The 18,093-nt window shown below is 62.9% G+C and carries 16 protein-coding genes; 10 read left to right on the top strand and 6 right to left on the bottom strand.

What is annotated here, in order from left to right:
• Positions 1-581 precede the first annotated feature (581 nt).
• Entirely contained in the window at positions 582-2,279 is a 1,698-nt protein-coding gene (locus AACY45_RS09430) for an AMP-binding protein (RefSeq protein ID WP_339545209.1), read from the bottom strand.
• A 218-nt stretch (positions 2,280-2,497) separates the two neighbouring features.
• Here AACY45_RS09430 and AACY45_RS09425 point away from each other — a divergent pair, with 218 nt between their 5' ends.
• From AACY45_RS09425 to AACY45_RS09410, 4 genes are all read left to right on the top strand, one after another.
• Positions 2,498-3,661, top strand: a complete 1,164-nt coding sequence (locus AACY45_RS09425) for an isovaleryl-CoA dehydrogenase (protein ID WP_095167847.1) — start codon at positions 2,498-2,500, stop codon at positions 3,659-3,661.
• Positions 3,662-3,672: 11 nt separating this feature from the next.
• Positions 3,673-5,280, top strand: coding sequence for a carboxyl transferase domain-containing protein (locus AACY45_RS09420; protein WP_339545208.1), 1,608 nt, complete (start codon positions 3,673-3,675; stop codon positions 5,278-5,280).
• Positions 5,281-5,385: 105 nt separating this feature from the next.
• Positions 5,386-6,201, top strand: coding sequence for a gamma-carboxygeranoyl-CoA hydratase (locus AACY45_RS09415; RefSeq protein ID WP_339545207.1), 816 nt, complete (start codon positions 5,386-5,388; stop codon positions 6,199-6,201).
• Complete coding sequence (locus AACY45_RS09410) at positions 6,201-8,150, top strand: acetyl/propionyl/methylcrotonyl-CoA carboxylase subunit alpha (protein ID WP_339545206.1); 1,950 nt, start codon at positions 6,201-6,203, stop codon at positions 8,148-8,150. The genes AACY45_RS09415 and AACY45_RS09410 overlap by 1 nt, the downstream gene beginning before the upstream one ends.
• A gap of 43 nt (positions 8,151-8,193) precedes the next feature.
• Here AACY45_RS09410 and AACY45_RS09405 read toward each other — a convergent pair whose 3' ends face one another.
• The gene (locus tag AACY45_RS09405) at positions 8,194-8,853 is read right to left on the bottom strand and encodes a LexA family transcriptional regulator (protein WP_339545205.1); all 660 of its coding nucleotides are present in this window, start codon (positions 8,851-8,853) and stop codon (positions 8,194-8,196) included.
• Positions 8,854-8,983: 130 nt separating this feature from the next.
• On the opposite strand from AACY45_RS09405, the gene AACY45_RS09400 reads away from it, so the two are divergent.
• Positions 8,984-9,325: a DUF6124 family protein gene (locus tag AACY45_RS09400; protein ID WP_339545204.1), complete on the top strand. Its 342-nt coding sequence runs from the start codon at positions 8,984-8,986 to the stop codon at positions 9,323-9,325.
• 524 nt (positions 9,326-9,849) lie between these two features.
• Positions 9,850-11,001 (top strand): M14 family metallopeptidase, encoded by a 1,152-nt coding sequence (locus tag AACY45_RS09395; RefSeq protein WP_339545203.1) that lies wholly within the window; start codon positions 9,850-9,852, stop codon positions 10,999-11,001.
• 37 nt (positions 11,002-11,038) lie between these two features.
• Here AACY45_RS09395 and AACY45_RS09390 read toward each other — a convergent pair whose 3' ends face one another.
• Complete coding sequence (locus AACY45_RS09390; RefSeq protein ID WP_339545202.1) at positions 11,039-11,491, bottom strand: winged helix-turn-helix transcriptional regulator; 453 nt, start codon at positions 11,489-11,491, stop codon at positions 11,039-11,041.
• 102 nt (positions 11,492-11,593) lie between these two features.
• Here AACY45_RS09390 and AACY45_RS09385 point away from each other — a divergent pair, with 102 nt between their 5' ends.
• Positions 11,594-12,799 carry an MFS transporter gene (locus AACY45_RS09385; RefSeq protein ID WP_339545201.1) on the top strand — a complete coding sequence of 402 codons (1,206 nt, stop codon included), beginning with the start codon at positions 11,594-11,596 and terminating at the stop codon, positions 12,797-12,799.
• On the opposite strand, the gene AACY45_RS09380 is transcribed toward AACY45_RS09385, so the two are convergent.
• The gene (locus AACY45_RS09380) at positions 12,793-13,335 is read right to left on the bottom strand and encodes a cytochrome b (RefSeq protein WP_339545200.1); all 543 of its coding nucleotides are present in this window, start codon (positions 13,333-13,335) and stop codon (positions 12,793-12,795) included. The genes AACY45_RS09385 and AACY45_RS09380 overlap by 7 nt on opposite strands.
• Positions 13,332-14,417 (bottom strand): catalase family peroxidase, encoded by a 1,086-nt coding sequence (locus AACY45_RS09375; protein ID WP_339545199.1) that lies wholly within the window; start codon positions 14,415-14,417, stop codon positions 13,332-13,334. The genes AACY45_RS09380 and AACY45_RS09375 overlap by 4 nt, the downstream gene beginning before the upstream one ends.
• 158 nt (positions 14,418-14,575) lie before the next feature.
• Here AACY45_RS09375 and AACY45_RS09370 point away from each other — a divergent pair, with 158 nt between their 5' ends.
• From AACY45_RS09370 to AACY45_RS09360, 3 genes are all read left to right on the top strand, one after another.
• Entirely contained in the window at positions 14,576-15,082 is a 507-nt protein-coding gene (locus tag AACY45_RS09370; RefSeq protein ID WP_339545198.1) for a sigma-70 family RNA polymerase sigma factor, read from the top strand.
• A complete protein-coding gene (locus AACY45_RS09365; protein ID WP_339545197.1) occupies positions 15,079-15,831 on the top strand; it encodes an anti-sigma factor family protein in 753 nt (250 codons plus the stop codon). Before AACY45_RS09370 ends, AACY45_RS09365 begins: the two co-directional genes overlap by 4 nt.
• An 83-nt stretch (positions 15,832-15,914) precedes the next feature.
• Positions 15,915-17,228, top strand: coding sequence for a leucine-rich repeat-containing protein kinase family protein (locus AACY45_RS09360; RefSeq protein ID WP_339545196.1), 1,314 nt, complete (start codon positions 15,915-15,917; stop codon positions 17,226-17,228).
• A 113-nt stretch (positions 17,229-17,341) separates the two neighbouring features.
• On the opposite strand, the gene AACY45_RS09355 is transcribed toward AACY45_RS09360, so the two are convergent.
• Complete coding sequence (locus AACY45_RS09355) at positions 17,342-18,046, bottom strand: YebC/PmpR family DNA-binding transcriptional regulator (protein ID WP_095167828.1); 705 nt, start codon at positions 18,044-18,046, stop codon at positions 17,342-17,344.
• Positions 18,047-18,093: the final 47 nt, after the last annotated feature.

Genomic DNA, 18,093 nt, shown 5'->3' with positions numbered 1-18,093 from the left:
TTTAAAAGTTGGCACGGGTTCTGCTATCTCTATGGCATAACAAGAACAAAAAAAGCGGCAAACCTAATAAAAATAAGACGTAACGACTCTGACCTAACAAAAACAACACGACAGAGACGCAGCTAACAGATTTTTTTGGAGAAGGTGTGCTTTTCAGGGTGCTGCTTGCAGTGACCCGCAACCGGGCAGAGAACAATAAAACTACCTTCAGGTAGCTCCCGAACTGGTTGGATCGCTTGGCGAAAAAGCAGATCAGCGCTCAAAAAAATACGTTTGCTCTTGACCCCGCATGGGGGTCGCACAAAACAGCGGTAAAGGGCCACGGTTGCCAAAAACAACAACAGACCGCCCCTTAATAATAAAAAAAGAGCACGCAACGACAAATTAAAGGGGAGCTTCGGCTCCCCTTTGTGCTGCCTGGGGTTTAGGGTTCCCCGCCCCCGATTGTAGAAGCGGCGGATCAACCCATCCCCCACTGTAGGAGCGAGCCAGCTCGCGATAGCGGTAGCTCATCCGACATCCATGTTGGACATACCATCGCCATCGCGAGCAAGCCGCATGCGGCTTGCTCGCCCCTGCAGTCAGCCCTTGACCTCCCGCAGCTCCTCGATGGAGATCTCGCGCATCTTGAACTTCTGGATCTTGCCGGTCACGGTCATCGGGAACTCCTCGACGAACTTGAAGTGACGTGGCGTCTTGAAGTGGGCAATGCGCTCCTTGCACCAGGTTTGCAGCTCCAGCTCGCTGGCGCTATGGCCGGGGTGGAACTTGATCCAGGCGACAATCTCCTCGCCATATTTCTCGCAGGGAATGCCGATCACCTGCACATCCGCCACCGCCGGGTGGGTGAAGAAGAACTCTTCCAGCTCGCGCGGGTAAATATTCTCGCCGCCGCGAATGATCATGTCCTTGTTACGCCCGGCGATGCACACGTAGCCCTCGTCGTTCATGGTCGCCAGGTCGCCGGTGTGCATCCACCCGGCCTGGTCGATGGCTTCGGCAGTGCCCTCGGGGTTGTTCCAGTAGCCGAGCATCACGCTGTAGCCGCGAGTACAGAGTTCGCCAATGGTGCCGCGCGGCACGAGGTTGCCGGCCTCATCGATGATCTTGCTTTCCAGTTGCGGCTGGGTGCGGCCGACGGTGGTCACCCGCAGCTCCAGGTTATCCGCAGGACCGGTCTGCAACGACACCGGGCTGGTTTCCGTCATGCCGTAGGCAATCTGCACTTCGTTCATGTGCATTTCGCTGATCACCCGGCGCATCACCTCGATCGGGCAGGTCGCCCCGGCCATGATCCCGGTACGCAGGGAGGACAGGTCAAACTCCTTGCGCCGCGGGTGGTCGAGCATGGCGATGAACATGGTCGGCACGCCATACAAGCCAGTGGCCTTCTCCTGGGCCACGGTTTCCAGGGTCAGCAAGGGGTCGAAGGCGTCGTTGGGGTAGATCATGGTGGTGCCATGGGTGATGCACCCCAGGTTGCCCATGACCATGCCGAAGCAGTGGTACAGCGGCACCGGGATCACCAGGCGGTCGCCGGCCGTCAGCCCGAGGCTTTCGCCCACCATGTAGCCATTGTTGAGGATGTTGTAGTGACTGAGGGTGGCCCCCTTGGGGAAACCGGTGGTGCCGGAGGTGTACTGAATGTTCACCGCCTGGTCGAAATGCAGGCTGTTCTGCCGCGCCTTGAGCTGCTCGCGCGGCACCCCAGCCCCCAGATCCGTCAGTTGCGACCAGGGCAGGAAGCCTGCTGGCGGCTGCGGGTCGAGGCTGATCACGCCACGCAGTTGCGGCAAGCGCTCGCACTGCAATTGACCGACCGGGTGTTGCGCCAACTCCGGCGCCAGGCCCTGCAGCATGGCGTGGTAATCGGAGGTCTTGAACGAGCCGGCGCACACCAGCCACTGGCAACCGGACTGCTTGAGCACGTACTCCAGCTCCGAGCTGCGATAGGCCGGGTTGATGTTGACCAGAATCACCCCGATCTTGGCGCTGGCGAACTGGCTGATGCACCACTGGGCACAATTGGGTGCCCAGACACCGAGGCGGTCCCCGGCCTGCAGGCCCAGCGCCAGCAGCGCCCTGGCGTGCAACTCCACCGCCTCGGCCAGTTGCGTCCAGCTGTAGCGCAACTGCTGGTGGCGAACCACTAACGCTGCGCCCTGCGGGTAACGGGCGACCGTGTTATCGAATGCCTGGCCAATGGTCATCGCCAGCAAGGCTTTGTCCTGTGAGCCACGGGTGTAGCTGTGCTGTGGGTGAGCACTGTGTTGATCCATGACGACCCCTATTGTCTTTATTAGCGGGTGTGTGGAAGTCCGGCATCCTGCCGCCGGACCCGACCTGAACTGCCTCTACTCTCGCTCAAGTTGACGTTAACGTAAAGGGCGATTGACAGCCATTCGTCTCAGGTTTACGTTAACGTAAAGGTGACAGTCGACTCGGCGCGCATCGCAGGCCGATTCTCCATTGATAAAAACAAGTTTGAAGGTGCCCCATGAGCTATCCGTCTCTGAACTTTGCCCTCGGCGAAACCATCGACATGCTGCGTGACCAGGTCCGCGCATTCGTCAGCAAAGAGATCGCGCCCCGCGCCGCCCAGATCGACATCGACAACCTGTTCCCCGCGGACCTGTGGCGCAAGTTCGGTGACATGGGCCTGCTGGGCATCACGGTCGCGGAAGAATACGGCGGTGCCGGCCTGGGCTACCTGGCCCACGTGGTGGCGATGGAAGAAATCAGCCGCGGTTCGGCCTCGGTCGCCCTGTCCTACGGCGCCCACTCCAACCTGTGCGTCAACCAGATCAACCGTAACGGTAACCACGAGCAGAAAACCAAGTACCTGCCCAAGCTGATCAGCGGCGAACACATCGGCGCGCTGGCCATGAGCGAGCCGAATGCCGGGTCCGACGTGGTATCGATGAAGCTGCGCGCCGATAAACGTGGCGACCACTACGTGCTCAACGGCAGCAAGACCTGGATCACCAACGGTCCGGACGCCAACACCTACGTGATCTACGCCAAGACCGACCTGGAAAAGGGTCCGCACGGGATCACCGCGTTCATCGTCGAGCGCGACTGGAAAGGCTTCAGCCGCAGCAACAAATTCGACAAGCTGGGCATGCGCGGCTCCAACACCTGCGAGCTGTTCTTTGATGACGTCGAAGTCCCGCAGGAGAACATCCTCGGCGTACTCAACGGTGGCGTCAAAGTCCTGATGAGCGGCCTGGACTATGAGCGCGTGGTGCTGTCCGGCGGCCCGACCGGAATCATGCAAGCCTGCATGGACCTGATCGTGCCCTACATCCACGACCGCAAGCAGTTCGGCCAGAGCATCGGCGAATTCCAGCTGATCCAGGGCAAGGTCGCCGACATGTACACCCAGCTCAACGCCAGCCGTGCCTACCTGTATGCCGTGGCCCAAGCCTGCGAGCGTGGCGAAACCACCCGCAAGGACGCCGCCGGGGTGATCCTCTACAGCGCCGAACGCGCCACCCAGATGGCCCTCGACGCCATCCAGATCCTGGGAGGCAACGGCTACATCAACGAATTCCCGGCCGGCCGCCTGCTGCGCGACGCCAAGCTGTACGAAATCGGTGCTGGCACCAGTGAGATCCGTCGCATGCTGATCGGTCGCGAACTGTTTAACGAAACCCGCTAACGGAGCTGTCCATGGCCATCCTGCACACCCAGCTCAACCCCCGTTCGGCGGAGTTCGCCAGCAACAGCGCGGCGATGCTCGCCCAGGTCGACGCGCTGCACACCCTGCTCGCCCAGGTTCAGCAAGGCGGCGGCGCCAAGGCCCAGGAGCGGCATACCTCGCGGGGTAAACTGCTGCCCCGCGAGCGGATCAACCGCTTGCTCGACCCCGGCTCGCCCTTCCTGGAAATCAGCCAGTTGGCGGCGTACCAGGTCTACGGCGAAGACGTGCCGGCAGCGGGTGTGATTGCCGGCATCGGCCGCGTCGAAGGCGTTGAATGCATGATCGTCGCCAACGACGCCACGGTCAAAGGCGGCTCCTACTACCCACTGACGGTCAAAAAACACCTGCGGGCCCAGACCATTGCCCAGCAGAATCGCCTGCCGTGCATCTACCTAGTGGACTCCGGCGGCGCCAACCTGCCACGCCAGGATGAGGTGTTCCCGGACCGTGAGCACTTCGGGCGGATCTTCTTCAACCAGGCCAACATGAGCGCTATGGGCATTCCCCAGATCGCCGTGGTCATGGGCTCCTGCACCGCCGGTGGAGCCTATGTGCCGGCCATGGCCGACGAAGCCATCATGGTGCGTGAGCAGGCGACGATTTTCCTCGCCGGCCCACCCCTGGTCAAAGCCGCGACCGGTGAAGTGGTGAGTGCCGAGGACCTCGGCGGGGCCGATGTGCACTGCAAGATTTCCGGGGTCGCCGACCACTACGCCGACAGCGACGAACATGCCCTGGCCCTGGCCCGGCGCAGCGTGGCCAACCTCAACTGGCGCAAGCTGGGCGAGCTGCAGCAGCGCACGCCGATCGCCCCGCTGTTTGCCAACGACGAGCTGTACGGCGTGGTTCCGGCTGACGCCAAGCAACCGTTCGATGTGCGTGAAGTGATCGCGCGCCTGGTCGACGGCTCGGTGTTCGATGAGTTCAAGGCACTGTTCGGTACCACCCTGGTGTGCGGTTTTGCCCATCTGCACGGTTACCCGATCGCGATCCTGGCCAACAACGGCATCCTCTTCGCCGAAGCCGCGCAGAAAGGCGCGCACTTCATCGAACTGGCCTGCCAGCGCGGGATTCCCCTGCTGTTCCTGCAAAACATCACCGGTTTCATGGTCGGCCAGAAATACGAAGCCGGCGGCATCGCCAAGCACGGCGCCAAACTGGTGACCGCAGTGGCCTGCGCCAAGGTGCCGAAGTTCACCGTGATCATTGGCGGCAGCTTCGGCGCCGGCAACTACGGCATGTGCGGGCGCGCCTACGACCCACGGTTCCTGTGGATGTGGCCCAACGCGCGCATCGGCGTGATGGGGGCCGAGCAGGCCGCTGGCGTGCTGGTGCAGGTCAAGCGCGAACAGGCCGAACGCAGCGGCCAGGGCTTCAGCGCCGCCCAGGAAGCCGAGATCAAGCAACCGATCCTCGATCAGTACGAAGAACAGGGCCACCCCTACTATTCCAGCGCGCGCTTGTGGGACGACGGGGTGATTGACCCGGCGCAAACCCGCGACGTGCTGGCGCTGGCGTTGTCGGCATCGCTGAACGCACCGGTCGAACCGACCCGTTTTGGCGTGTTCCGGATGTGATCCCGCAGGCACAAGACTGCCCGCGAAAATAGCGCCTGAGCCAGGTGCAATGACGTTCGCCGGCAAGCCATGTGCCTGCCTCGAAGAGTTGTGCAGAGGTTAGACATGAGCGACTTCAATACCCTGGAACTGCTGACCGATCCCCGTGGTTTCGCCACGCTCTGGCTCAGCCGCGAAGCCAAGAACAACGCGTTCAATGCCGAGATGATTCGTGAGCTGATCCTGGCACTGGACAAGGTCCAGGCCGATCCGAGCCTGCGTTTCCTGCTGCTGCGCGGCCGCGGCAAGCATTTCAGTGCCGGCGCCGACCTGGCCTGGATGCAACAATCGGCCGAACTCGATTACCACACCAACCTGGACGATGCCCGCGAGCTCGCGGAGTTGATGTACAACCTGGCCAAGCTGAAGCTCCCGACCCTGGCCGTGGTGCAAGGCGCGGCCTTTGGCGGCGCGGTGGGCCTGGTCAGTTGCTGCGACCTGGCGATCGGCACCGATGACGCGCAGTTCTGCCTGTCGGAAGTGCGCATCGGCCTGGCGCCAGCGGTGATCAGCCCCTTCGTCGTGCAAGCCATCGGCGAACGTGCGGCCCGTCGCTATGCGCTGACGGCCGAGCGTTTCAGCGGCCAGCGGGCCCAGGAATTGGGCCTGCTCAGCGAGAGTTATCCGGCCAGCGAGCTGGAGGCGCAAGTCGAAAGCTGGATCAGCAACCTGCTGCTCAACAGCCCGCAAGCCATGCGTTCAAGCAAAGAGTTGCTGCGTGAAGTCGGCAGCGGTGCACTGAACCCGGCCCTGCGTCGCTACTGCGAAAACGCCATTGCCCGGATCCGGGTCAGCCCCGAAGGCCAGGAAGGCTTGCGCGCCTTCCTGCACAAACGCCCGCCGAGCTGGCAGGCCGAATCCACCACCAAGGAGCCGCGTTGATGAGCGCACCTGTACTCACCACCCTGCTGGTGGCCAACCGCGGCGAAATCGCTTGCCGGGTCATGCGCACTGCCAAGGCCCTGGGCCTGACCACCGTGGCCGTGCACAGCGCCACTGACCGTGACGCACGCCACAGCCGCGAAGCCGATATCCGCGTGGACCTGGGCGGCAGCAAAGCGGCCGACAGCTACCTGCAGATCGACAAACTGCTGGCCGCGGCCAAGGCCAGTGGCGCCCAGGCGATTCACCCCGGCTACGGCTTCCTTTCGGAGAACGCCGGTTTTGCCCGCGCCATCGAAAACGCCGGGCTGATTTTCCTCGGCCCACCGGCCTCGGCCATTGACGCCATGGGCAGCAAGTCTGCCGCCAAAGCCTTGATGGAAACCGCCGGTGTGCCGCTGGTCCCGGGGTATCACGGCGAAGCCCAGGACCTGGAGACCTTCCGCGTCGCCGCCGAGCGCATCGGCTACCCGGTGCTGCTCAAGGCCACAGCCGGTGGCGGCGGCAAGGGCATGAAAGTGGTCGAGGACACTCGCCAGTTGGCCGAAGCCCTGGCCTCGGCCCAGCGTGAAGCCCTGTCATCGTTCGGCGACTCGCGGATGCTGGTGGAAAAGTACCTGCTCAAGCCGCGCCACGTGGAAATCCAGGTGTTCGCCGACCAGCACGGCAACTGCCTGTACCTCAACGAACGGGACTGCTCGATTCAACGTCGCCACCAGAAGGTGGTGGAAGAAGCGCCAGCCCCCGGCCTCAGCGCCGAGTTGCGCCAAGCCATGGGCGAAGCGGCGGTTCGGGCCGCCCAGGCCATCGGCTATGTCGGCGCCGGAACCGTGGAGTTTCTGCTGGACTCGCGTGGCGAGTTCTTCTTCATGGAAATGAACACCCGCCTGCAGGTCGAACACCCGGTCACCGAAGCCATCACCGGCCTGGACCTGGTGGCCTGGCAGATTCGCGTCGCCCAGGGCGAACCACTGCCAATGACCCAGGCGCAGGTGCCGCTGATCGGCCATGCAATTGAAGTGCGCTTGTACGCCGAAGACCCGGGCAACGACTTCCTGCCGGCCACCGGGCACCTGGCGCTGTACCGCGAATCCGCCGCGGGCCCGGGACGTCGAGTGGACAGTGGCGTCGAGGAAGGTGATGTAGTTTCGCCGTACTATGATCCGATGCTCGGCAAGCTGATTGCCTGGGGCGAGGACCGCGAACAGGCGCGCCTGCGCTTACTGAGCATGCTCGATGAGTTCGCCATTGGCGGCCTGAAGACCAACATCAGCTTTTTGCGCAGAATCGTCGCCCACCCGGCCTTCGCCGCAGCCGAACTGGACACCGGATTTATCCCACGCTACCAGGAACAATTGCTGCCGGCGCCCCAGGCACTCAGTGACGAATTCTGGCAAGCCGCCGCCCAGGCCTTCGCCCAAAGCCAGCGCCCCAACGTGCGCGGCGACGACCCCCGTTCACCCTGGGCCAACGGCAACGGTTTCCGTGCCGGCTTGCCGGCGGAAACCACCCTGCACCTGAGCTGTGAAGGCCAGGACCGGGCCATTACCCTGGCGCCGGCCAATGCCCACACAGCCGAGCTCAAGGGTGAGCAGTTGCGAGTGGAGCATCAGGGGGTGCGCCGCCAACTGCGGGCCATCCGCCAGGACCGCCAGTTGTACCTGCAGTGGGCAGGCGAGTTGCGCTGCATCAATGAGTACGACCCGATTGCCGCGGTTGACGCCAGCCACAGCCATCAGGGCGGGCTGACCGCCCCCATGAACGGCAGCATTGTCCGGGTGTTAGTCGAGCCCGGGCAGACAGTGCAAGCCGGTACACCGCTGGTGGTGCTCGAGGCGATGAAAATGGAGCACAGCATTCGGGCGCCCCAGGATGGCGTGGTCAAGGCCTTGTACTGCCAGGAAGGTGAGATGGTCACCGAAGGCAGCACGCTGGTCGAGTTGGAGTAATCGGGAGCAGCGCTGAGGTCCTGCGCGGCAGGACCTCAGCGGGCTAAAACCGCGCGGTGGCCTGCACCACCACGCCGATGATCCGACACTGGTCGGTAAACAGGGCCTTGGGGTAGGTTGGATTCAAGGGCACCAGATAACGTTGCCCGCCCTCCTCGATCAACTTGCGAAAGGTCGCTTCGGCGCTGTCGGCCCATTGCGCGATCACCAGTTTGCCCGGCACCGCTTCCAGCGCCGGGTCGACCAGGATCAGCATGTCCTGGGCAATACTGATGCCTGTGGGTGCAGTCATCGCATCCCCCACCACCACCAGCCAGAACGCCGCACCCAAGGCATGGTAATCCGACATCTCGGAGCGCACATTGCTGTAGGCCGGTACCTGCGCTTCGCGCACTTCAGACAATTCTCGCCAGTCGCTCACCGGGTATCGAAAGTACGGGTTGTACTTTTGCGCCAGCGATGGCGGTTGCTCACCGCTATCGTCCTGCGCCTGCTCGACCTCCCTGAGCACCATGGCCACTTCGAGAAAGCCCAATCCCAGCTCCTGAAGGACCCGGTTCATGTCATCGAGGCTGGGCTGGCGCCGTTTGTTGAGCCAATGCCCGACGCCACCCTGTGACATGGCGAGGCGCTCGGCGAGTTTTTCCTGAGTGATCCGCAGTTCACTCATCTTGGCCTTGACCAATTCAATCCATTTATCCATGGGCGGAACAATACTTCGCGTTGGCTGACCCTCAACACACACATTGTAGTATTTAATTTTTGGTAATGAATACAATTAGTACTACTCTCTACCAACACCAAAGGCCCCACCCACGGAGTAGGTACTCACCATGGACATCACCGACACCACGCTACCCGCGTCGGAAACCACCCGCGACTTCACCTCACTCAAGCACTGCGCCGCCGCCCAGCGCGCACTGGACTATTACTTGAAACCCGCTGTTTCAGAACCCCAGGTAGTCGAACGGCTCTTCGCTGTCAGCCATCACGTCAGCCGCGAGGAGGCCCTGGTGCATGCCTCGGACCTGTTGCGCTGTGCCGCCGCCTCCGCCCATGAGTCGGCGGACACCCTGCAGGGCGCACGCCGCGACCTGGCGTTATCGGTGGTGCACATGATCGACATGGCCAAAGCCATGGTGGACAGGTCACTGGACGCAGAACAAATCTATTGAGATAAGCCGGTTGAGACCGTGCAAAGACGTGCGAACCAGGATCGGTCGGCAACGTCTGGCAAAACGACAGGAAAGAATTTCCTATGAGGGGGGGGTAAAAATAGTTGACTTGTAAATGATAATGATTATTATTGCATGCAGCTGGTCGCGAGATCAGTCGATAGACCAAGGGACCTTAGGTCGGACTCTTGGAATATCTCCTCATCAGGCTAATCACGGTTTTTGACCCGGCTTTTTGCCGGGTCTTTTTTTTGCCAGTTATTCTGGCTTTGGCTTCAGGCTAATGAAGACGGGTACTGCTGAATTCGATGGCGCGGATGATATCAAAAGACCACCTTTTTGCAACACGACTCACAAAAACCCGGATTAAACACTGATAAATAGCACTTGAGAATCAATTGCATAGCCACTAAGCTGCTGCAGCGTCAAGGACGACGCCCCCCTCCTTTCCCGGTAAATTGCCCTCGGCTTTACCCCCCGCCCGTGTACAGTAGCGTCATAAAAATCATATCCAGGATGAGATTATGACCGTGGCTCAACGCTCCTTTGATATCACTGCCAACTTCGACAGCGGCAACATCGAAGTGCTGGACCTCAGCAACCCGCTACAGGCCTTGCTGGCCATCAAGCCCGACACCCGCAGCCCGCATTTCCAGTGGTTCCACTTCAAGGCCAGCGGCCTGCATGTGGGCGAAGAACATTGGTTTCGCCTGAGCAACGCCAGTAAGTCCTCCTACAACAAGGCCTGGGACGGTTACCAGGCCGTGGCCTCCTACGACCACGTCAACTGGTTCCGGGTGCCGACCATTTTTGAAGGCGACTGCCTGCGCTTCAGCCTGGAAGCCCGCGAGACTCACGCCTGGTTCGCCTACTTCGAGCCCTACAGCCGCGGCCGCCATGACTGGCTGATCGAGCAGGCGCTGGGCAAGGCCGGTACCGAACTACTGGCCACCGGCAAGAGCGTCGAGGGCCGTGACATTCAACTGTTGCGCAAGGGCACTGGCGCCGAAGGCCAGCGCAAGGTCTGGATCATCGCCCAGCAGCACCCTGGCGAACACATGGCCGAATGGTTCATGGAGGGGGTGATCGAACGCCTGCAACAGCACAATGACCCAGAGCTCAGCAGCCTGCTGGCCAGTGCCGACCTGTATCTGGTGCCGAACATGAACCCGGACGGGGCATTCCACGGCCACCTGCGTACCAACGCCATGGGCCAGGACCTCAACCGAGCCTGGCAGAGCGCAAGCCAGGAAAGCAGTCCGGAAGTGTTGTTTGTGCAGCAGCACATGGACCAATACGGCGTCGACCTGTTCCTGGATATCCACGGCGATGAAGAAATCCCCTACGTGTTCACCGCCGGCTGTGAAGGCAACCCTGGCTACACCCCGCGCCTGGCCGCGCTTGAGGAACATTTTCGCAGCCATCTGAAACACAAGACCCGCGACTTCCAGACCACCCACGGCTACACCCGCGACCTGCCAGGGCAAGCCAACATGACCCTGGCCTGCAACAGCGTCGGACAGAAGTTCGACTGCCTGTCACTGACCCTGGAAATGCCGTTCAAGGACCACAACGACGCCCCGAACGCCCTCACCGGCTGGTCCGGCAAGCGTTCGATGCAATTGGGCAAGGATGTGTTGTCGACCGTCGCCGAGCTGGTGAAGACCCTGCGCTGATCGCCCAACTGGCCGCATGCCCTGGCGCATGCGGCCCTCAGGCCTCGCCGGCAGCCAGCCGCCGGCAATCGTCCGGCCCCAGCAGACGGCCGTCCTCGGCGCGCAGTTCCAGCGACCTGATCGGCTGCCCCGTCTGACGATCCACCAGGCGCGAATGCGCCTCCCCCGGCGTGAAGAAAAACCCCTCGCCCCACTGGCGCAAGCCAATGATCAACGGAAACAGCCCGCGACCCTTCTCGGTCAGCCGGTACTCCTGATAGGCGCTGCCATCGGAAGCCGGCAGCAGCTCGAAAATCTCGTGTTCGACCAGCGCCCGCAGGCGCGCTGAAAGGATGTTCCTGGCCATGCCCAGGTTGCGTTGGAACTCGCCAAAACGGCAGAGGCCATCGAAGGCATCCCGCACGATCAGCAATGACCAGACATCGCCGATGGCGTCCAGTGAGCGGGCGACCGGGCATTCGGCGTCGGCAAAGGCAGTGCGTTTGACCATGGGTAAGCTCGCAGGTAGGCAATCGAAAATGTAGTTGCAATATAAAACCAGCCTCTCTACCGTACAACTGGTTTTGATTTGAAACTACATACGAGGTCGACCATGAAGCCTAGCGTGCACCTGAGCAGCGCCGTCGTTCTGCTGTTCTCCATTGCCTGTGGCCTGGCGGTGGCCAATGTCTATTACGCCCAGCCACTGCTGGACGCCATGGCGCAAGCCTTCGCCATTGCCCCGGCAACCATTGGCCTGGTCGTGACCTTGAGCCAGGTCGGCTACGGCATCGGCCTGCTGTTGCTGGTGCCCCTGGGCGACCTGCTCAACCGCCGACGCTTGATCGTCGGCCAAACGCTGCTATCGAGCGTGGCGTTGCTGATGATCGCCCTGGCCCCCACCGCCGGCTGGCTGCTGCTGGGCATGACCCTGACCGGGCTGCTCGCGGTGGTCACCCAGGTGTTGGTGGCCTACGCCGCCACGCTGGCCATGCCGCAGCAACGGGGTCGAGTGGTCGGCATCGTTACCAGCGGCATCGTGGTCGGCATCCTGCTGGCCCGCACGGTGTCCGGGGGCATGGCTGACCTGGCCGGATGGCGCTCGATCTATTGGCTATCGGCCGCGCTGACCTTGCTGATGGCCCTGCTGCTGCTTTACGTGCTGCCCAAACAGGAAGCCGCGCAGCCACCGCAACGCTACTGGCGCTTGATCGGCTCGGTGTTTGTGCTGTTCAAGGAAGAACCCGTGCTGCGCCAGCGGGCCGTATTGGCCTTGCTCTCGTTCGCCAGCGCCATGGTGCTGTGGACACCCATGGTATTGCCACTGAGCGCGCCGCCCTTGTCGCTGTCCCACAGTGAAATCGGCCTGTTCGGGCTGGCAGGCGCCGCCGGGGCCCTGGCCGCTGCCCGTGCCGGGCATCTGGCGGACCGTGGCCTGGGCCACTGGGTCAGCGGCCTGTCCCTGCTGTTGATGCTTGCCTCATGGTTGCCGATCGGTCTGGCCCAGTCCTCGCTCTGGGCCTTGCTGCTGGGGGTGATCACCTTCGACCTCGGCTTGCAGGCCATGCATGTGACCAGCCAGAGCCTGATTTACGGCGTACGGCCCGAGGCGCAAAGCCGGCTGACCGCCGGGTACATGCTGTTCTACTCGATTGGCAGTGCCCTGGGTTCACTCGCCTCGACCGCCGTCTACGCCTGGGCCGGCTGGCTCGGCGTGTGCCTGCTGGGTGCCGGGATCAATGCCCTGGCGCTGGTCTATTGGTTATCGACCTTCAGAAGCGCTGCCGGCCAGCGCGGCAGCGCCCTGCTCGATCAGTGATCCTTGCCGGACAGCATGCTCTGCAACACGCCGTCACGCCGTATCCAGCCATGGAACAGCGCCGCGGCCAAGTGCAGCAATACCGTGAGGAACAGCAGGTAGGCCAGGTAACCATGGGCCCGGCGCAGGAAGGCAAAGAGCGCGGCATCGGCCGGCAGGAGTGCCGGCAGTTGCACGCCAATGCCCAGGGTGACCGGGTCGCCCGCCGCCGAAATCATCGCCCAACCGAGCAGCGGCAAGACCAGCATCAGGGCATACAGCAGGCCATGGGACGCCTTGGCCGCGAGCACCTGCCAGCCGGGCAGATCAGCCGGCAAGGGCGGCTGACGCGTCGAGAAGCGCACAACCAGGCGCACGATCACCAGCAACAGAATCGCCACGCCCAGCGGTTTGTGCAGGTGGATCAGCCATTCATGGCGTTCGGACACCGAGGCGACCATGCCGGCGCCGATGAACAGCATGCCAATCACCAGCAACGCCATCAGCCAGTGCAGCAGCCGCGCCAGGGGCGCGAAGTGATTCGGTTGCGCGCTCATTGGGCGGCCTCCTGTTTAGCGCCGGGCAACTGGCCGACTTCGCTGGTCCGTCGCAGGTAAGAGCTGGCGTAGGCAGCCGAGCGCGCCGCCAGCAAAGGGTCTTTCGAGGCTTCGATGCCACTGGGCAGAATCAGCGGGTCATAGTTGATGTCCCGGCACTCGCCGCTGTTTTGCGCCTGGCTGCTTTGCAGCACCAGCGTCCCGGCGTTCAGCACCTTGCGTTCGGCCGGCCAGGCTTGACTGGCGTCGTCAGTGGGGTCCGTCGGATCGGCCAGGGTGATCAGCAACTGCCAGCGCAGCGGTCCGGCCTGCAGACGCTCGCGCAAGTCCTGCTCGAGAACATCGGCGCCTTGCGCGACGCTGGTCGTTGCGCCGTCCCGGGCCAGCGGGACCACCCCCCAACGCACGGCCTGGCGCTGACCCGCCGGGCTCACCAGATAAAACGCATGGAGGCCGTTATAGGTCTCGGTGGCGTAGCTGGCCGAGGCCTTGGCGCTCTTGATCCAGCGCAGGAACGGTGCGGTTTCCGGGTGCGCGGCAAAAAATGCCGGGGCCGCCGCCGGGTCCGGTTTGCCGGTCGCAGGATCCGGGCTCTGCGCCTGCTGCAACTGATAGAACGCCTGCGGCGTACCCACCGGGAACACCGGCATGCTGTTCATGCCTGTGCGCCATTGTTGCCCGTCCGCCTGGGTGAAGCGCAGTGCCAGGCTACGGATCGGCACGCGGGTATCCGGCGCATAGGGATTGCCGCTGGGCAAGGCAAACCGCCCGACCACCGGGGTTCGCGCAGCGTTGAACACCTGCGCGGTGGAATAGGCACGCGCCTCGTTGCTGCTCTCGAAATAGCCGATCACGCACACGCCCTTGGCGTGGTTGCGGCGAAATCCGGGGTGAACACCGTTGTTGGTTTCGAGCACGTTGACCAGTGCCTTGGGGGTCAGGCGCTGTGGGTCGAGTGAGCCGTTGACATAGGCAAAGGCCACCGCCATGACGCCCACCACCAGGCCAATCGCGGCCAGGCGCAAGGTCAGATTGAAGGGACTTAAAGGGGGCCTATCGGGGGTCGGGGAACGATCTACCATGTAACACTCCAGGGCCGGGTTCGGCTTGCGGCAAGGATCAGGCAGACGTTGCCCGCACAGGTTTATTCCAGGGCCCGGTGTTTATTTGTGCGCCACGGGAATAACCTCCCCTGCCAAGCGTCTTTCTGGTCCCACGCGTAGTGACTGGCCCGCCCACCATGAACCCTCTCGACGAACAGTTACGTGATCTCATCCCCAGGCTGCGCCGCTTTGCCGTCTCGCTGACGCGCAACCCCAGCAGCGCCGACGACCTGGTGCAGTCCTGCCTGGAACGCGCGCTGTCGAGTTGGGGCAGCAAACACCCGGAGGGCGACCTGCGGGCCTGGTTGTTTGCGATTCTGTACCGGCAGTTTCTCGACGCCCATCGCCGCTCCCGGCGTTATGCGCGGATGCTCGAGTTTTTCACCGGCCGCGACGAGCCGCAGCCCTCGCTGGAACGCACGGTGATCGCGCAGACCACCCTGGAAGCCTTCGACCGGTTGCCCACCGAACAACGGGCGCTGTTGCTCTGGGTTTCCGTGGAGGGCTTGAGTTATAAAGAGGTCGCCGAGATCCTCGCCGTCCCTCTCGGTACCGTGATGTCTCGTCTGTCCCGCGCGCGCCAGGCCTTGCGCCAGCTCAGCGACGGCGAAATCAGCAGCCCTTCACTGCGGATACTCAAATGATCAGCATGCCTCCCAGCGTCAATGACCTGCACGCCTACGTCGACCATCAGCTCAACGATGCCGACCGGCGCCTGGTAGAGACGTACCTGGTGGCCAATCCACAAATGGCCGGGCAGGTACGCGCCTGGCAGCAGGACGCCCAGCAACTGCGGGCAGCCCTGGGCGGCGCCTTGCAACGGCCGGGCAACCTGGACCTCGACCCAGGCCTGATTCGCCAGCGCCGCAAGCGCCAGTCCCGACGCTACCTGGCCAGCGCCGCCGTGCTGCTGATTGCGGTGAGTGTCGGCGGCCTGGGCGGCTGGCAAGCACGGCAAATGACCCTCAGCGGCGGCCCCTTGCCGATGACCGACGCGATGCAGGCCTATCGAATGTTCGCCCAGCAGGGCATGCTGCCGGCCGACTATCGGGTCAGCGATGACGGCGACATGCAGGGTTGGCTCGACCATTATTTTGCCCACGCCAACCGCCTGCCGGACCTCGCCAACTCGGGTTTCCAGCCGGTCAGCGCCCGTTTGTTGAGCACTGACCAGGGCCCGGCCGCCATGGTGATGTATGAAGATCAAGGCGGGCGCAAGATCAGCTTCTACATCCGTCCGCCCGGCCCGCGGAACTACTTGCTGCCCAAAGGCAGTCGCAGCGACGGTGAATTGCAGGCGCAGTACTGGTCGGGGGCCGGCTACAACTATGCGATGGTCAGCGAAACCCGCGACCCAGCGACCCAGATCATCAAGCAGAGCCTGAAGTTCTAGCCGCCCGACCTGGACTTTTATCGCTATCATGCCGGCGTTTGCAGGCTTGATGCCGCCCTCTCTTCCATTGACTGGATGTGTTCATGCATACCCTTGCACAACTGCGCGCCGGCGAGCTGGCCGGGATCAAACGGCTGGACCTGTCGTGCGGCCTGAAGGCATTTCCCGAGGAAATCTTCGACCTGGCGGACTCACTCGAGGTGCTTAACCTCAGTGGCAACGCCTTGCGCCAATTGCCGGACGACCTGCACCGGCTGCGCCACCTGCGGGTGCTGTTCTGCTCGGACAATCAGTTCAGCGAACTGCCCGCCTGCCTGGGTCAATGCCCACAACTGAGCATGATCGGCTTCAAGAGCAATCGCTTGAAGGAAGTCCCCGCCGCTGCGCTACCGCCCCAGTTACGCTGGTTGATCCTGACCGACAATGAGCTGGAGGCGTTGCCCAGCGAACTGGGGCAACGCCCTCTGCTGCAAAAACTCATGCTCGCCGGCAACCGGCTGCGCAGCCTGCCCGCCAGCCTTGGCCAGTGCCACCGGCTGGAGCTGATCCGCATTGCCGAAAACCGCCTCACCGAGTTGCCCGAATGGTTGCTGAGCCTGCCGGCCCTGGCCTGGCTGGCGTATGCCGGCAACCCCCTGGAAACCGAGGCCGAAGCCAGCGCGTTGGCCGCCACCGCGCACATCCCCTGGGCGCAGTTGCAGCTGCAGCAGCGCCTGGGCGAAGGCGCTTCGGGGGTGATTCATCAGGCGCTGTGGCAGTCGCCATCACAGCCGGCACGCGAGGTCGCGGTGAAACTCTACAAAGGGCCGATGACCAGCGACGGTTCGCCCCTGCATGAAATGAACGCCTGCCTCAGCGCCGGCAGTCATGCGCAGTTGATCAGCGTGCTGGGGCGCATCGTCGACCATCCGCAGCAGCAGGCGGGCCTGGTGATGGGGTTGATCGATCCCAGTTATCGCAACCTGGCCGCCTTGCCCAGCCTGGATTCCTGCAGCCGTGACCTGTATGAGCCCGGCACACGCTTTACCGCCGAAGTGGCGTTGAACATCGCCCGCGGTATCGCCTCGGCCGCCGGGCACCTGCATCAACAGGGCATCACCCACGGCGACCTCTACGGCCACAACACCTTGTACAACGATCAGGGCGACTGCCTGCTGGGCGACTTCGGTGCGGCGTCCTTCCATGCCCACGCCGAGACCCTGGAAACCCGCGCACTGCAACGCATCGAAGTGCGAGCCTTCGGGATTCTGCTGGGGGAATTGTTGGCGCGAATCGACTCCGGCCTGAGTGCGGCACGGCGCGAGGCCCTGGCGCTGTTGCAACGGCAATGCTGTCAACCCCACGTGCTGGCACGCCCTGGGTTCAAGGATATCCAGGCAGCGTTGCGCCAGGCTTGATGGGCTCGCGGACAAGCCTTGCTCCTACCCCGTGCTCGGTATACCCGTGATGTGTGGGGAACCGGCGAAACGGTGGGAGCCGGCTTGCCGGCGATGATCCGCAGGTGCCTGGTTTAACCGGCCAACCCGACAAACATGTCCTGCACGTCGTCGTGGTTGTCCAGGCCTTCGAGGAAGGCTTCGACTTCTTCCATTTGCGCGTCAGTCAAACCGCTGACCGGGTTCTTTGGTTTGTAGCCCAGTTTCGCCGACAGCACGGTGAACCCTTGCTCCGGCAAGGCTTTCTGTACCGAGTCGAGGTCGGTGGCTTCGGTGATGAACAGGGTCGCGCCGTCTTCGGCCGGTTCGAAATCCTGGGCCCCGGCTTCGATCGCCGCCATTTCCGGGTCGGCGTCCGGGGTGTCCGGCGATGCCTCGATCATGCCCACGTGGTCGAAGTCCCAGGCCACGGAGCCGGAAGCCCCCAGTTGCCCCTTGCGGAACGCCACGCGGATTTCCGCCACGGTGCGGTTGATGTTGTCGGTCACGCACTCAACGATCAGCGGCACCTGGTGCGGGGCAAAACCTTCGTAGGTCACACGGTGGTACTGCACGGTCTCGCCCAGTTGACCCGACCCTTTCTTGATCGCACGTTCCAGGGTTTCACGGGGCATCGAGGCCTTCTTGGCCTGCTCCACCACCAGGCGCAAATGTGCGTTGGTTGCGGTATCGGCACCGTTACGCGCAGCAATGGTGATTTCCTTCACCAGCTTGCCGAAGATTTTCCCCTTGGCGTTGGCTGCCGCTTCTTTGTGTTTAACCTTCCACTGTGCGCCCATAACTCACTCTCTTGATCTGTGGCGCCGAGACATCTATTGGCCGACGC

Origin of the sequence: Pseudomonas sp. RA_35y_Pfl2_P32, assembly GCF_963970735.1 — a bacterium.
GTDB lineage: Bacteria > Pseudomonadota > Gammaproteobacteria > Pseudomonadales > Pseudomonadaceae > Aquipseudomonas.
This window is presented reverse-complemented; position numbering and strand designations above follow the sequence as displayed.

What these genes read in the sequence shown, in the direction of transcription:
- AACY45_RS09430 (WP_339545209.1), bottom strand. Translation starts at nt 2,279, where the DNA reads ATGGATCAACACAGTGCTCACCCACAGCACAGCTACACCCGTGGCTCA.
- AACY45_RS09425 (WP_095167847.1), top strand. Translation starts at nt 2,498, where the DNA reads ATGAGCTATCCGTCTCTGAACTTTGCCCTCGGCGAAACCATCGACATG.
- AACY45_RS09420 (WP_339545208.1), top strand. Translation starts at nt 3,673, where the DNA reads ATGGCCATCCTGCACACCCAGCTCAACCCCCGTTCGGCGGAGTTCGCC.
- AACY45_RS09415 (WP_339545207.1), top strand. Translation starts at nt 5,386, where the DNA reads ATGAGCGACTTCAATACCCTGGAACTGCTGACCGATCCCCGTGGTTTC.
- AACY45_RS09410 (WP_339545206.1), top strand. Translation starts at nt 6,201, where the DNA reads ATGAGCGCACCTGTACTCACCACCCTGCTGGTGGCCAACCGCGGCGAA.
- AACY45_RS09405 (WP_339545205.1), bottom strand. Translation starts at nt 8,853, where the DNA reads ATGGATAAATGGATTGAATTGGTCAAGGCCAAGATGAGTGAACTGCGG.
- AACY45_RS09400 (WP_339545204.1), top strand. Translation starts at nt 8,984, where the DNA reads ATGGACATCACCGACACCACGCTACCCGCGTCGGAAACCACCCGCGAC.
- AACY45_RS09395 (WP_339545203.1), top strand. Translation starts at nt 9,850, where the DNA reads ATGACCGTGGCTCAACGCTCCTTTGATATCACTGCCAACTTCGACAGC.
- AACY45_RS09390 (WP_339545202.1), bottom strand. Translation starts at nt 11,491, where the DNA reads ATGGTCAAACGCACTGCCTTTGCCGACGCCGAATGCCCGGTCGCCCGC.
- AACY45_RS09385 (WP_339545201.1), top strand. Translation starts at nt 11,594, where the DNA reads ATGAAGCCTAGCGTGCACCTGAGCAGCGCCGTCGTTCTGCTGTTCTCC.
- AACY45_RS09380 (WP_339545200.1), bottom strand. Translation starts at nt 13,335, where the DNA reads ATGAGCGCGCAACCGAATCACTTCGCGCCCCTGGCGCGGCTGCTGCAC.
- AACY45_RS09375 (WP_339545199.1), bottom strand. Translation starts at nt 14,417, where the DNA reads ATGGTAGATCGTTCCCCGACCCCCGATAGGCCCCCTTTAAGTCCCTTC.
- AACY45_RS09370 (WP_339545198.1), top strand. Translation starts at nt 14,576, where the DNA reads ATGAACCCTCTCGACGAACAGTTACGTGATCTCATCCCCAGGCTGCGC.
- AACY45_RS09365 (WP_339545197.1), top strand. Translation starts at nt 15,079, where the DNA reads ATGATCAGCATGCCTCCCAGCGTCAATGACCTGCACGCCTACGTCGAC.
- AACY45_RS09360 (WP_339545196.1), top strand. Translation starts at nt 15,915, where the DNA reads ATGCATACCCTTGCACAACTGCGCGCCGGCGAGCTGGCCGGGATCAAA.
- AACY45_RS09355 (WP_095167828.1), bottom strand. Translation starts at nt 18,046, where the DNA reads ATGGGCGCACAGTGGAAGGTTAAACACAAAGAAGCGGCAGCCAACGCC.